The organism is Photobacterium frigidiphilum (assembly GCF_003025615.1).
GTDB classification, from domain to species: Bacteria; Pseudomonadota; Gammaproteobacteria; order Enterobacterales; family Vibrionaceae; genus Photobacterium; species Photobacterium frigidiphilum.
This window is the reverse complement of sequence record NZ_PYMJ01000011.1, coordinates 119,897-134,525: the sequence shown is the minus strand read 5'-3', so window position 1 is coordinate 134,525 and position 14,629 is coordinate 119,897. Positions and strand designations below refer to the sequence as shown.

Annotated in this window: 15 protein-coding genes; 5 read left to right on the top strand and 10 right to left on the bottom strand. The window is 39.1% G+C overall.

Features of this window, described 5'->3' with window-relative positions:
* Positions 1–138: 138 nt before the first annotated feature.
* Positions 139–1,821 (bottom strand): HEPN domain-containing protein, encoded by a 1,683-nt coding sequence (locus C9J12_RS13175; protein ID WP_107243130.1) that lies wholly within the window; start codon positions 1,819–1,821, stop codon positions 139–141.
* A gap of 782 nt (positions 1,822–2,603) precedes the next feature.
* On the opposite strand from C9J12_RS13175, the gene C9J12_RS13170 reads away from it, so the two are divergent.
* On the top strand, positions 2,604–3,080 hold the full coding sequence (locus C9J12_RS13170) for a peptide-methionine (S)-S-oxide reductase (protein ID WP_107243168.1): 477 nt from the start codon (positions 2,604–2,606) through the stop codon (positions 3,078–3,080).
* Positions 3,081–3,187: 107 nt separating this feature from the next.
* On the opposite strand, the gene C9J12_RS13165 is transcribed toward C9J12_RS13170, so the two are convergent.
* Both C9J12_RS13165 and C9J12_RS13160 read right to left on the bottom strand, forming a co-directional pair.
* Positions 3,188–4,387 carry a multidrug effflux MFS transporter gene (locus C9J12_RS13165; protein WP_456107139.1) on the bottom strand — a complete coding sequence of 400 codons (1,200 nt, stop codon included), beginning with the start codon at positions 4,385–4,387 and terminating at the stop codon, positions 3,188–3,190.
* A 109-nt stretch (positions 4,388–4,496) separates the two neighbouring features.
* Complete coding sequence (locus tag C9J12_RS13160; protein ID WP_011221304.1) at positions 4,497–4,811, bottom strand: DUF3861 domain-containing protein; 315 nt, start codon at positions 4,809–4,811, stop codon at positions 4,497–4,499.
* A gap of 103 nt (positions 4,812–4,914) precedes the next feature.
* Between C9J12_RS13160 and C9J12_RS13155 the strand changes: the two genes are divergently transcribed.
* On the top strand, positions 4,915–5,349 hold the full coding sequence (locus C9J12_RS13155; RefSeq protein ID WP_107243129.1) for a MarR family winged helix-turn-helix transcriptional regulator: 435 nt from the start codon (positions 4,915–4,917) through the stop codon (positions 5,347–5,349).
* Positions 5,350–5,467: 118 nt separating this feature from the next.
* On the opposite strand, the gene C9J12_RS13150 is transcribed toward C9J12_RS13155, so the two are convergent.
* Complete coding sequence (locus C9J12_RS13150; protein ID WP_107243128.1) at positions 5,468–5,872, bottom strand: DoxX family protein; 405 nt, start codon at positions 5,870–5,872, stop codon at positions 5,468–5,470.
* 281 nt (positions 5,873–6,153) lie between these two features.
* Between C9J12_RS13150 and C9J12_RS13145 the strand changes: the two genes are divergently transcribed.
* On the top strand, positions 6,154–6,735 hold the full coding sequence (locus tag C9J12_RS13145) for a rhomboid family intramembrane serine protease (RefSeq protein ID WP_107243127.1): 582 nt from the start codon (positions 6,154–6,156) through the stop codon (positions 6,733–6,735).
* Positions 6,736–6,807: 72 nt separating this feature from the next.
* Entirely contained in the window at positions 6,808–7,146 is a 339-nt protein-coding gene (locus tag C9J12_RS13140; protein WP_006230058.1) for a DUF1840 domain-containing protein, read from the top strand.
* Between the two features lie 26 nt (positions 7,147–7,172).
* Here C9J12_RS13140 and C9J12_RS13135 read toward each other — a convergent pair whose 3' ends face one another.
* The 6 genes from C9J12_RS13135 to C9J12_RS13110 form a co-directional block, all read right to left on the bottom strand.
* The gene (locus C9J12_RS13135) at positions 7,173–7,790 is read right to left on the bottom strand and encodes a DJ-1/PfpI family protein (protein ID WP_107243126.1); all 618 of its coding nucleotides are present in this window, start codon (positions 7,788–7,790) and stop codon (positions 7,173–7,175) included.
* A gap of 224 nt (positions 7,791–8,014) precedes the next feature.
* The gene (gene gltS / locus C9J12_RS13130; protein ID WP_407675679.1) at positions 8,015–9,244 is read right to left on the bottom strand and encodes a sodium/glutamate symporter; all 1,230 of its coding nucleotides are present in this window, start codon (positions 9,242–9,244) and stop codon (positions 8,015–8,017) included.
* Positions 9,245–9,459: 215 nt separating this feature from the next.
* The gene (locus tag C9J12_RS13125; RefSeq protein ID WP_107243125.1) at positions 9,460–9,981 is read right to left on the bottom strand and encodes a hypothetical protein; all 522 of its coding nucleotides are present in this window, start codon (positions 9,979–9,981) and stop codon (positions 9,460–9,462) included.
* A 66-nt stretch (positions 9,982–10,047) separates the two neighbouring features.
* Positions 10,048–10,593, bottom strand: coding sequence for a porin family protein (locus C9J12_RS13120; RefSeq protein WP_107243124.1), 546 nt, complete (start codon positions 10,591–10,593; stop codon positions 10,048–10,050).
* A gap of 165 nt (positions 10,594–10,758) precedes the next feature.
* Entirely contained in the window at positions 10,759–11,715 is a 957-nt protein-coding gene (locus C9J12_RS13115; protein ID WP_107243123.1) for a LysR family transcriptional regulator, read from the bottom strand.
* A gap of 161 nt (positions 11,716–11,876) precedes the next feature.
* Positions 11,877–13,787, bottom strand: coding sequence for a bifunctional metallophosphatase/5'-nucleotidase (locus tag C9J12_RS13110; protein WP_107243122.1), 1,911 nt, complete (start codon positions 13,785–13,787; stop codon positions 11,877–11,879).
* Positions 13,788–14,226: 439 nt separating this feature from the next.
* Here C9J12_RS13110 and C9J12_RS30955 point away from each other — a divergent pair, with 439 nt between their 5' ends.
* Positions 14,227–14,448 carry a DUF2986 domain-containing protein gene (locus C9J12_RS30955; RefSeq protein ID WP_193944663.1) on the top strand — a complete coding sequence of 74 codons (222 nt, stop codon included), beginning with the start codon at positions 14,227–14,229 and terminating at the stop codon, positions 14,446–14,448.
* Positions 14,449–14,629: the final 181 nt, after the last annotated feature.

Genomic DNA, 14,629 nt, shown 5'->3' with positions numbered 1-14,629 from the left:
CAATAACTCATTTATGACGATTATCCTAACTTTAATTAATACTAAAACAGTAAGATTCAATGTGGAGTTTTTTTTGTTTACACAAGGTTTGGTTCGTCGCCCAAGTATAACAAACTGTATGGATTGAGGTAATTGTCATCAGTTATAGCTGATTATAATTACAGCATTACAAAGGTATTCGTCACCATTACCAACACACAGGTAGACTCTATTTACAAATTCACAGTCAGAAAAGTCTTTATCTTCTACTTTGTCTTTTACCAATTCCTTTACATCTTTATACTTTTTTAATTCTTTTGATGCGGGCCATGAGTCCGTAAGAGCACTAACAGGATCGTCAATGTAATAACTGTTGTCTTTTCTGTTGTGTTTCAGAACAACATAGAAACGTGAGCGTGGATATTTGTCTTTGTTAAAATCGTGCGATAGTGGAATAAATGGGACATTTCCAGCTAGTCGATCTTTTTCTTTTTTGTTGAAGTTGGCACTTCGAACAAACTTCTTTAAAGTTCTATCAAGACACACTGCAAAATGCTGTTGCTTAAAACCTAGTTCATTGAATGACAAGTACATAAGCAAAACAAGAAGCCTGTTTTTGACAATGACCTCGTAAGATATAGATTTGCTTTCTTTAGTTTTTACTTCAGATCCATGTGCAGCTTGATCTCGGATCGCTTTCATTAAATCAAAGTCATCTTCTTTAAATGCAATCATTTCCTTAACGTCATTGCTTATAAAATTCATAGTGAATTCATATTTCTGTTTGAATGGCGGTATTTTACTAGCTTTTATATGAGATATTATATGCTTAACTGTTTTTCGCTTATCTGTACCATTTTTTGCAAATAATTCTATCTCTTGTTCAAGTTGAAGCTTTAGTGCTTCATTGTCCCATTTCAATCCTTTGAAGTTTCTTTTATCTGCTATCAGAGAGCAATATCTATCAAGTAGAATTACATGGTTCATAAAGTCAAAATGCCATGAGCCTTCATAGCTAAAAATACTATATAACTGAGGCCAAAGTTTTTCAAAGTGATCATTTTCAAAGAAGTTAGTTAATACAGTTTCCCATAAATTTTCAGAAAACAAATATCTTGCGGTGCAAAACAAATCAAAGCGTGATGAAAATGGTTCTTTTAAATAGGTGAAGTCTGAGTAATAAATTGAATTGTATTGTTTTGTACTATTATTAACGATCCATATATTTTCGAAAGATAGAGCTTCCCCAGATAGAATTGAAACCAGTATTTTTATCTTCCAAGCTAAGTGTTTTGCTTCATCAAGGGATAAAGTTTTACTTAAGCATTTAATTTGAATGGTGTCTTTTTCAGATACGAGATAGTTTTTTTCACCTTTATGGCTAATTACACAAGAGTGTTTGTTTTGAATTTCGTATTTGTGCTGACCGTAAGTTACTACTTCGCAAAATTTATCGAGATCAAATTTTTTCGCCAGACCACATTCATCAAGCTCATAACGGCTGTTATTGTTAAACCAAGTCGACAGCCCATGAATACTTACAACAACCGTATCAAAGGTAAAGTCATAAGTTCCCTTGACAACATATTCAGGGTATATGGTTTCACCATAGCAATCACAGTTAAGAAGTGTGTATTTTCCTTGGGTGCTTTCACACTCAATAAGATTTTTCTTATCTACTTTAGATGTAAATGGCATCTTATTTGTGTCGAAATCGGAAACAGTAACAACTGCCATATTATTGTGAGCAGTTTTTAATGTGCCACTTAACTGCACTCCATCAAGCTCAAAACGGATCTCAATACTTTGCTCAGTGGAAAAACATATGTCTCTCTTGCTCAAGCTAGCCTCCAGATAGCTAGGGAAATATTAGCAATGATACACCTATGCTCAAGTATTGAATATACGAGCATCAATTAATTCATATATATCATAGAAATACAGTCAATATTTTGCAATTAACAACAGCGATTTTGAAACTCCTTTTCTTACGTACTGTGCTAAAAAGGCTCTCTAAATTAGTTAACTGTTTATTTATAATACCTATACTAATCCGACCTAAACATTTCGAACTAAAATTTAACACGCTTTTGTCCAATAATTTGTTAAGGGGTAGCAAAAGCCATGATAGATGTTAGATATCGAAGCTTAGTTGTTCTCTTGTGTTCGTATTTGGTGATGCCTTGAATGTATCGGAGAGGGTGTGAACAACACTTGATACCGTTGAGTCAACCACGAAGCGGGTAAGGCAGTGTTCATCGAGGCAGTCACAATAGAGAACTTGGTATTCTGCACTCATGCGTCTACTTGTTCTTATAGTTGTATTGATACCATGGCAAACCGGGCGCATCGCTTTAAATACTCGCATTGTTGTCACCTATTTTAGCCGTAGATATCGTTATTGTATGCCGCCGGTCGGTATTTTTTATTTAGTATATTCAATGCGTTACTGTTCTTTTGAAGGCGCTAAAAACGACTTGCTCGATTACTTGTCGGGTAAGCCAGCTTTGCATAGTCCAGTTCAACGGCGCTTCATGCCTCTACATTTGCATGTGTGCAATGTATTAGTCATAGTATTTCCTAATCTGAAATTGCCAACAAAAATGTTTGAAGAGGTTGATAAAATGGAAGAGTTGTATTTTGCGGGGGGATGTCTTTGGGGCGTTCAGGAATTTATGAAGACGCTGCCAGGTGTTGTTTCGACAGAGGCTGGACGCGCGAATGGTTCTACCTACAATACCTCTGGTGAGTATGATGGCTATGCCGAGTGCGTTTGTACTCAATTTGATCCAACTGCCGTTTCTGTTGAGCAGCTAATGGATTATTTCTTTGAGATTATTGATCCTTATAGCGTTAATAAGCAAGGGGAAGATGTAGGAGAAAAGTATCGAACCGGTATTTACAGCAAGAACCCAAAACATCTGGTTCTAGTGACTTGCTATCTCCAAGCGAGAGAAGATGCTAGCAAGGTTGCTATTGAAGTTCTGCCGTTATCTAACTATGTGAAAAGTGATGATGAGCATCAAGATAGGCTAACTTTGCATCCTAATGATTACTGTCATATTCCGAAAAATATCTTGTACAAATACAAAGATGAGTAAATGCATTAGGTATAAAAAAACCGACATACAAGGCGTCGGTTTGATATTATTTCAAGGTTTCAAGGTTTCAAGGTTTCAAGGTTTCAAGGTTTCAAGGTTTCGTGCGATTAGTTAACCAATTTTTCGGTGACAAAAGAGCGATTTTTTGCCAGTAACCATAAGAACCCGCCAGTGATACCAACAAAAAGTTGAATTGCACCGAGATTTTCGATCAAAGATTCGGGGCGAACGGACACCAATACCATCCCTAACGAACCACAGATCATACTGCAAAATTGAATCAATGCCACGGCAGAACCCGTGTCATTATCTTGTTGGTCAAGCATTAAGTTAGTACCCGGTACACGCATCGTGATAACCATTAAGGTCGCGGGTGCTGCAATGCACGCAAAAACCCAAGGCGACATGTGGCCAATTGTAATGGTTAACATACCTGCTATGGCGAGTAGCAAGAAACAAAGCGTTATGATTTTTTGAACCGGAATGTAGCGAGATAGCTTCATGTAAATCGTTGGGCCAAATGAGGCACACAACGCATTAAAAGCAAAGGCATAGCTAAACTGCTGTTCGGTGAGCCCAAACCCATTAATATAGATGTATGAACCTGCTGCAAGAAATGCCATCAACGCCATTGGTGTAATGGAAAAAATCATCAGTAATGCGACAAATCTTGGATTTTTTAAAACTACCCCGAGTCTTCCCCAAGAATGCAGTATTGAGCCGTCGTATTTTGTTTCGAGCGTTTCTTCATAGCAGAATGCCAATACTGAGGCGAAGGCACCAAAAATTGCAAGCGTTACGAACATCATTCTCCATGACGCGATCTGAAGCAAAAATGCGCCAAGAACAGGGGCGACCATAGGGGCAATGATGACCAATGACATAATTGTTGCCATGATTTTTTGGCGCTCTCGACCATCATAGAGATCTTTGACAATAGCGGTTGCGACTACCGTGATGGCACTTCCAGCAAACGCTTGAAGTATTCGGGCGCCAATGAGTTGTTCGATATTTCCTGCTAATGCGCAAAAGATACTGGCTAGCATATAGCCGCCAATGCCAGCTAATAAGATAGGTTTTCTACCAAACTTTTCACTTAATGGTCCCCAAAATAACAGGCCCACGGCGTAAGTGACGAAATAGCTGCTGAGCGTTAAGTTCACCATTGCCTGATCGGTGTTGAATACGTTGACCATTTGTGGAAGCGCAGGCAAATACAGATCAATAGTAAGCGGTGGAAAGGCACTGATGATGACTAAGAAAAATAACATACCGGTTTTACCCAATACTGATTGTGGTTTTTTCAAATGGATACTCTCAATGGTCTGCTGATGATGGTTCGAGTCAGGGGCGTGGATTTAACAGGCTAACTAATTTTTTAACCTCATAATATGAATGTATATTAGCTACATGAAACTATTTATCTTTTACTGCATTTTTCACTGTGCTTTTTAAATTATGCATAAATGCCTTAAAATGAGGCATAAAATCGACAAACAGTGCATGTTTGCGATTTGCCATCATTACTGGGCCTAACAGACGCAATGCAACACCTACCTTGGTTGCGAGAGACTCTTCTAAGCCACTGCCTTGCTTTAAATTTTCTACAATCTTGAACAAATCTTCTCTGTCTTGAAATTCAAACTGTAGTGTTTTTCCAGTGTCTTGTTCCGAGTTAACGTCTTCAATGGTGATACGATAACAATTTTCTTTTCTAGTTTTAGGGGGCATTGTTGCTCTCCAGACTTGAAATATCGTTGAATTAAGTTGATAATGTCAACTATAAATTATAATGGTTGATATTGTCAATCACTTTCGCATAAAGAGAATATCAATGTCTGACTACAAATCATTAGAAAGCTTGTTTAATTTAGTCCATGTACTAAAGCGTCAGCTGCATGATCAAATAGAACAACTCGATTTGGGTATGGCCCCAATGCATGTTCGAGTGATGAAGATAATTGATAAGAAAAAGCCTTGTACTGCAATTGATATCGCAAGCTTTTTAGATCGGGATAAGGCTCAGGTAACACGTTTAGTGAGTACGTTGATTGAGAACGGCTTGATTACTAAAGCGCCAAATCCAAACGACAAACGTAGTCATTACTTGTCTATCACAGATACAGGCATGGATATTATCAAGACAATTTCAAAGGTTGATGCCGAAACACGTCAAATGATGATGGAAGATCTCAGTTCTGAAGAAATTACTGAATTTCAACGAATTGCAGATAAAATGGCTAAAAACCTTCGCTCGCGCCGAACTTGATAAAATATGTGGCTAAGTGTAGCGCTGGCATGACAAGTGGTACTGTTAATATGAATTAAAAGAGACCACAACAGTGGCCTTTTTTATTCTTACTGAAACCGTGAATGCATGTTATCTATTACCAGTGCTTATTCAACTTAGCATCGATGCTGATTTTTCCTGGGCCAATGGCAACAAGTGCTAAGAAGCCACCTGCGATTGAGATGTTCTTCATAAAGTGAATCATTTGACCACTGTTCGATGGGTCGTAATGAAAAAGAAAGGCTGAAATAACAGAAAATGCTGCAATTGATAGGGCACTAAAGCGTGTTAATAAGCCAAATAAAATAGCTAAGCCCCCGCCTAATTCAAGTAAGATCACAAGTGGCAACATTGCGCCCGGTACACCCATTGAATCCATATAAGCTTGGGTGCCTGCATACCCACCAATTTTACCCCAACCTGCATTGATAAAAATGGCAGCAAGCAGAAAACGAGAAATAAGTAATATGTACGGCTGTAAGGTATTAATCATCTTTTCCATTAGGGAGTCCAAACTGTTTATCGAGAGTGAGTGAATGATAGGGAAGAGCTCGGATCTTGAACACGTTAAAGATTAGGACAAGTTGTTCAATAAAATTGATGAAACTATTGCCGTACCGTTTGGGAGCATTTAACGATTGGTGTACTGTTAAGTGTTTATAATAATTGAATTTACTAATTAACCAACAGTTCAGGTACAGTAGCGAAGAATAAGAGTAAGCTAACTATACTTAGAAAATGGCACGTAGGTATGTGGGTGTTTTTGATATATGGAGAATTCTATTGGACCAACAAGATAAAGATGCACTGAAAGTCATTGGCTTCATTGGTTTGTTCTGTATTTGCGTGCATATCATAAATGTATTCTTAAATGGTAGCCTGAACAGTTACGGTTTATTGCCTCGGCACATTACGCACCTTACTGGCTTAGTCGCTTATCCGTTTATACATGGCTCTTGGTCTCATTTAATAGGTAATCTATTATCTTTTTTTGTATTAGGCTTATTAGTATCTCGATCGGGAGTGTCGCGCTTAATTGTGGTGTTTATTGTAAGTTGGGCGATCAGTAGTATTGGCGTCTGGTTTTTTGGACGAGCCAGTTACCATATTGGTTTAAGCGGCATTATCTATGGCTTATGGGCGTATTTATTGGTTTATGCGTTTATGTACCGCAGCCTTAAATCTATCGCCATTGCTGTTATTGTGATGTTTTTCTATGGGTCCATGGTATGGGGTGTATTTCCGATTCATCGATGGATGAGTTTTGAAAGCCATTTGTTTGGTGGCTTTGCTGGGGCTATTGCTGGCTACTGGTTAGCCAAGCGTGATAAAGCGAGAGAAAAAGATACAGCAACGTTATCTTAAAAATACGTAATTGTATTAAATGCGTGATTGTATTAAATACGTGATTGTCTTAAATGCGGCAGGGGAATAATTATGTTGATCACTTTTAGCTGTAAAGCGAGCGGAAATATCACTATGTTTGGCGATATAGCCACGCAACTAATCAAGATGATGGGGTACTGTGACAACGTTCCTGGTGCAATTGACACCGAAGATGTACCAACAGCTTTAGATAATTTAGAACAGGCAATTCGAGCAATCAAGCAACAGCAAATCGAAGCCAAAAAAGCAGGAACTCTAGAAGAAAAAAACGAAGATGAGCTGGATGATGCCGATTATGAGCCAGAAATAAGCATTTCTATGCGTGCAATGCCTTTAATTGATTTCTTGAAAGCAGCAGTGAAAGGGCAGTGTCATGTTATGTGGCAGTAAAGTATTATTCCATGCGTTATAAATGCTTAACGTACAATATGAAGAGGCGCAAAAGGGTCATCATTCGGATCATTTTGCCATAAATATTCTGCGTGAATAGCGACTTTTCTTGCGACATCTTCGCTATTCTGTTCGGCAATGACTGCAAGGCTCATATCTATGCCTGCTGCAGTGCCTGATGATGTAAAGACAGCGCCATCTTGAACCCAGCGCGCGACAGGTTGCCAGTCAATCTCTTTTCCGTATTGCGTAACCCAGTGATAGTGTTTCTTGTTCGTCGTTGCTTTACGACCTTCTAATAATCCTGCGTTCGCAAGTATCACGGCGCCAGTACACACTGAGCAGATATACTGTATGTTAGGTGCTGTTTTATTTAGCCATGCCAATAAATTCGAGTTATTGACTTCATTTTTAATGCCTTCTCCTCCGGGAATAATAAGTACATCTGTTAAAAAAACATCTTGGAAAGAGTAATCAGTCAGAACTTGTATACCTTGTGAACTGGATATAGCCCCTCCTTGCTCAGAGACTAGCTTGAGCTGGTATTGATCAGGTAATAAGCCAAACATTTCTAAAGGTCCAAATACATCCAGTAACTCAAACTGTTCAAACAATAGGGTAGTTACAATAAGTTTTGATGGCATAGTCATCCTCAGGTCTGCACGTCGATTGTTCACTTGCATAACTCATTGTCATGTTCTTCATAAGCATAGTTAATTGGAAGTAGAAAAAGGTAATGTAATTAAGAATTGAGAGCAATACTGCGTAGAGTAAACGGATCATGCGCTCAACGTATCCATTTCAATGTCAATGCGAATTGAATACGCTGAGTCCACTTTATGTACTTAAGCGATTTGCTTTTTAAGCTTTAAAAATTAGCAAGAAAGTACGGAATGATTAATGCGTTAGCTAAGTCGATAAAGAACGCACACACCAAAGGCACAATAATAAAAGCTTGATGTGAATTACCATAACGTTGAGATACAGCAGACATATTCGCCATGGCTGTTGGTGTTGAACCTAGCGAAATTCCCCCGAAACCTGAACAGACTACTGCTGCATCGTAGGTTTTGCCCATTGCAGGGAAAACAATAAAGAGATTGACTAGCACTGCAACAATAAACTGCGCACTTAAGATGGCAAAGATGGGGCCTGCGAGATCAACCAATGTCCATAATTGCATGCTCATTAAAGACATGGCTAAAAAAGTGCCTAAGGAAATATCAGCAATTAGGGCAATAGCAGGCTTTCGTGATGGCCATTGTGTGCCTGAAATCCGAGGTAAAGACTTAGGTATAAGGTTAGTGATAACGATACCTGCAAATAGGCAAGTAACAAATAATGGTAATTGAAGACCTAATTCAGAAATAGCTTCATTGAGTATGAATCCAACAATGGCACAGATGTGGATTGCAAAGACAGCATCAAGAAAATCGAAGCCTGTAATTTTCTCATTGCCTTCTTTATTTGAAATACCTATATCAAGCTGTTCGTCTTCATTGGGTTTAAGCTGATAACGGGTAATTAAAAATTTAGCAATAGGACCACCCATTAAGCTTGCGAGAATCAGCCCAAAGGTTGCACTTGCAATACCTATTTCCATCGCATTTGGTATGCCGAATTCCTCGCCGATTCTTGGTGCCCAAGCGATTGCCGTTCCATGTCCACCAATTAACGAAACACTACCGCCAAGCAAACCGACAGCAGAATCTAAACCAAATAGCTTAGCAACGCTTATACCGGTAAAGTTTTGTAAAATCATGTAGCCAATAGTAATAGCCAGCAAGACAATAAGAGGCTTTCCGCCTTTTAGTAAATCTTTAAGGCTGGCGTTGATGCCAATCGTGGTGAAAAAGTACACCAATAAAACATCACGAGCGGCAAGGTTAAATTCTATCTCTATAGATGTTGTTACATACACAAGGGCAATAAGCAGAGAAAAAAGAATACCACCAGTAACCGGTTCTGGAATACTAAATTCTTGTAGTGGTTTAAAAGCTGCATTCAATCGCCGCCCGACAAATAGCACCAAAATACCGATAGTGACTGCAAAAAAAGAATTGAAGTAAAGTACTCCGTCATTAAACACTATTTCCATGTGCTTCCCTTTAATTTACGAATATTAAAATTTGAGCCTAGTTGAGTAAGGTTAGCGCAACAAACTGTATTCAGGCTTAATTAAATCAATTCATGAACCTTATCTTTCTATTTATAGAAGCAAGTCTAGACAAATTAGGGCTGTTGCATAGCTTAAGAAATTACGAGGCTTTAAAAGTGTGAGTTGATGGCAGTAAAAGATAACGGGTACACCACTCAAATACTGAGAGTGAAGCCTAAGGTTGCATTCACCGTGGTATCAAAAACGCGTGGTGTTGAAAACGGGCCAAAGAAGTTGAATTCAACACCAGCGCGCAATCCAAAGGTGTCTGTTGCTTGATAGACATAACTGGTCGAATAACTGATGCCGTCAGATTTATAATGTTCTTTCGACAAGTTATTGTAGTTGTAATAACGGCCTGAATATTTTGACAGGCCAAGTTCTAATTGTACCTTGTGTATTTCTGCGCGATCAAAAGCATATTGACCACCAAGTCGATAGGTGTGCACTTTTTCTTTACGGTATGAATCAGTGTAAATACCGGTACTTTCCCCTTCGATCTTGCCGATACTAATGAACACAGCATCTAGCCACATAACGTCTTTAACACCCAGTTGTAAACCATATCCGTCATGTTCACCTAGCCGTATATCTGGTGAGATATGAATGGTTTTCGCTTGAACAGTGTTTGTTATCAATAAAAATGCGATAGGCATTAACAGTGCAGGTGACTTCATTTTTTTCTCAACAATTATTCGTTTCAGTTGAAAGGCTAGGTGTTCATTGCATCGTTATGCGGCTAACTAGAAGCGGTAACCGACAGTGAAGGAATATTGTTCAGTATCAACATGTTCAGTGAATACAATGTTAGCGCGTAAATCGGCGTATAAACCAAAGTCAAAGCCCATACGAACACCAGTTCCTAAAGCTAAGGATGTCTCTGAAGAGCTATCGCTAGCGCCTGAGTTATATGTGAATTTTTCATTTATGCGAGAAAGACCGATTGCCCCATAAGGTTTAATGTCGAAACCATTGAGTAAAAACGCATAACCAATGTCAGAATCAATTTGGAAGTTCGATGCATCGAGTTTGCCAAAAGACCAGTTATCATTATTCTGGGCATAAGAAACATTGAGACCGACAATACGGTTGAAATCATACCCATATTCGATTTTGATTCCATCACCATAGTCGGCTGAATAACGATTGATGCCACCGCTAATTTCTGAAAGTTCAGTCCATGAATATCCAATACCTGCGCGGTGACCTTGGTAATTATCGTCGGCAATGACACTTGAAGCGAATGATGCAATAAGGAATGTTGCTGCGACAGGTAATAATTTTCTCATGTAAATACTCTCTTCATTAATAATTTAAATACAGTGTTTTATTTTGTGAGGGGAGTTTACTGAGAGCGCTTAATTACTGCTAATTGAGTATCATTATATCGATAATAAGCAGGGCTTATTATCGATATGAGAGGTGATAGATTGTAAGGATGGTTACGATGAAAACTAAATGATGTTAGGGAATCGTATTTCTGCATGTAACGTTTTTTGTTCGGTTAAGAGATCAAATATAAGCGTGTGTAGCCAATTGTTCAGATCACTTTTTCGGTTCCGTTGATGTGTATAGCTATAGAGTGTCTGTTGGATAATTTCGCCATCAACCTTGACCGATATCATGCGTAGGTTTGGGTATTGATGAATAGGGAAGTTGGTTGAACTAGGGAAATACATATCAGTATGTTGTACTACGTCAATCAGCGCCATCGGAAATTCTGAGCGAAAACCGACTTTATGTGGAATCCCTTTTTTCGCTAAAATTTCGGCAGTGTAACTTACACGATCATTCCAGCCCGGAATGAGCATCGAGGCTATTTCATATCCGGAAAAGTCTATTGGTGTGGCTTCTGAAAGTTTGATTGGGTGGTCTTTACGCACAATAACAGCGCCATCGAGCTTGATAAGCTCTTTGGTGCTGACTTCTTTTGGTGCCGATGGGTAATCATAATTGATCCCAAGATGAATGGTGTCTTTTGCAATATCATCAAGGGTAGTACTTGTCCAATTGAGTATATGCAGATCAAGATTAGGGGCTTCTTTTTTCAGATGTTGAACCAAAGCGCCTGACAGCGTGCATAATACCTGAGGGGATAATGCAATTTTGATGGTGCGGTTTAGCTCTGAGGGATTAAATACATTTTGTGTATTGAGTGCGTTAGCCAGCCCATCTAAATAAGGTGTAATGCGTTCTGCTAAGTCTTCTGCATATGGCGTGGCTTTTAATCCATTGATCGACTTTAGAAATAGTTCGTCACCAAAATGATTTCGTAGTCGTTGTAAGGCTTGGCTTATCGCGGGTTGCGAGACATAGAGACGTTCCGAAGCTTTTCGCATATTCAGTTCTTGCGAAAGTACTAAGAAGGTGCGCAATAAGTTTAAATCGAGGCTGTAGAAAAGATCTTTCATGCACTTACTTCCTAATCGAGATGTTGTCATCATACACGATCTAATTGGCAAGTTTTGTTTGGGAGTATTACGGAGTTGCAAAATCTGTGGGTTGAGCTGTAAAGAAAAAACAGCCTCCAAGCGTGTATAACTGGAGGCTGTATATTTAATTTTTCGAAATATTATTTGTTTAGTGCTTTAGCAATAATAAGGTCACGTTGAATTTGCGCTTTTTCAACATCATCAGTCGTTGCGATAAGCTTTTGTTCTTGTGCTGTAATGTACGCATTAAACGCTTCTTTATTGTTAAAGATTTTGTCTTTAACATTGATAGAGGCAACGTTTGTGTAGCGACCATCGCTGCTTGTCGGAACTGAAATCTTTCCTGAGTTGATTAGGGCTTTGATTACAGCTCTTTCAGCTTGATAGCCTTCAAGACCACTAAGATGCCAGCGGTTCATCGGCTTTCCTTCGTAAGTCCCTTTTTTGACTTCTGTTAGGTAGCGAACTGTAAGGTTACGGATTGTACCTTCATCTTCGCCATACTCTTCTTCAGTATCAAAGATAACAGGGAAGCTTTGACCTTCAAGAACGCCGCCTGCTTTGGTTAGGTGTCCCATACGGTAGCTATTCATACCTAGAGTGATTTTTGTGGCGTCAGTGACTTTTTGGCCATCAGCAAACTGCAGATCAGTAATGCGCTTACCTGCTGGTTTTGTTAAGTCGATGGTATACGTTACACCAGCAAAGAAATCATTGGTTGAGTATTTAGACGAACGGCGTTCAGGGTTAAAGCTGTACGTTACATCACCTTCTTTAACACTGTTAAAATAGCCAGCAGACCATTCCATGTAGGTTTTTAATTCTTTACCTGTCATGGCGTATACCGTAATTTCGCCACCTGCGTATTGGTAGTTAAAGGCAATATCTTTCGCTTTAATCTGACCTACATCGAGCTCAGCTTTATCGTTATCTATTTGAAGAGCAATAACATTCGCTTTAGGCGCGTAGTACATACTTGCTTCTTGATAAAGTGCGCTAATACCTGTGTCTTGAATGTGTACTTGCGGAATACCTTTAATTTCATTTTCAGGAACAAGATCAACACCAGTTAGCTCTGCCACTTCGCGATTTGCATTTTCACGTAAACGTTTGTGATAGGGTGCATACAGTTCTTCCATCTTTTCATCAGAAAGAGTGCCTTTGATTTTGTAGGTATAGCTGTCTTTATTGATTAAAGAGAATTCACCGTCTCGTTCTTCAAATTGAAGGTCAATACGAGATAGGGCACGACCATACTTATCTGGTTCTGTCACAATAACGCCGTTGATTACCGCTTTATCAACCAGCGTATGCATGTGGCCCGCCACAATTGCATCAATCTCTGGGTTTGCTTCAGCAATGTCACGCACGCCGGTGTCTTTGATGTTGTTTTCGTTATCAATACCCATGTGAGCAACAAGGATTATCGCATCGACATCGTTTTTGATTTGTTGAATAACTTTTTTCACTTCCAAAGATGGGTTAGTGAATGTCATCCCTTCAAGACGGTTTGTACCTTCAGCAAACACTTGTGTCATTGGTGTATCCATTCCAATAACACCTATCTTTATACCATCACGCTCAAGAATTGTGTGCGCAGGTAAAAAAGGGTTGCCGTCGGCTCGCTTAATATTACCGCCCAAAGTTTGACCTTTAAATTGAGTGAGTGAGCGGTTTAATACTTTTAAGCCAAAGTCGAATTCATGGTTACCCGGTACCCATACATCGTACTTCATTTCATTGAACCCCAGCATCATAGGATCAACGGGTTCATCTTTAAATGTTTCGACAAAGTTACCTTGAATCGTATCGCCTGCGTCAACAAGAATGACGTTGTCATTGTTTTTACGAATGTCTTTTACCTTAGACGCGATTTGACTCAGGCTACCCCTCATGTTCGCTTTGTCGCTGGCATAATCCCATGGCATAAAATGCCCGTGAATATCAGATGTGCCTAAAATCGTAACGTCGGTAATGTCGCCATCTGCAGAAAATGCAGGGCTGCTTATTAGGGAAAAGAGAATAGCAGAGGCTAATAAATGCTTTTTCATTGTGAACTCTCATTATTATTTATGGGGATGCGAGGGCATAGTAGGCGTTAAACGAGGGTGAGTGCGAGAAGTTTGTCACAAATTTCGTGATGTAATTAATCACTGTACATAATTTTGTGAGGTGTCACGCAGTGCTTGCGTGTGGTGTAAGCAGAATAATGACTAAATAATTGTTTAACAATGAGTAATTATCGAACGTTAGCCGTTTTAATCGATGCGTTTTCATTCAGTACATGTTGTTTTATTCGCTAAATGGGTGACCGTTTTAAGCCAATGTATTGATCGTTTATAAAAACGGCAATGATAAGACGATCTCTTGTGTAAATATCTATTCGAAGAAGAATGTGAAATCTTACTTGTTATTAGGCTAAGAGCCTATACAATCTGCGCATTGAAATTTGTTCGTTATGAACCTTTAGAATGTGACCGACAGAATACGATGAATAGAAAGAAGAAATTAAACCAGATACTAAAGAAGCGATTAAAGCAGGCGAACGTGAAATTACAAACAAGTAATAAGCCGCGTTACATTTCTAAAGCTGATCGAGCAAAAATGGATTTAGAAGCTGCACAGCAAACGTCAGAAGATGTTGCTTCAGAAGAGCAAGCTATTGATACTGCAAACGCAGATGAGATTGCGAAAGAGCCTGAAACTAAATAGTCAGGCTTTGCACTACCTAGTTATAGGTAGGTCATGTGCTCAAATGTGAGAACATGTTCAAAACACCATGAAAAGGCGTTGTATAACGCCTTTTTTCATGGGTTTTCAGTAGCTTTCATTAGTGTCAAACTGAGTATTAATGGTACTTGGTCGCGATATCCTGTAGGCTACACGCCCCCCC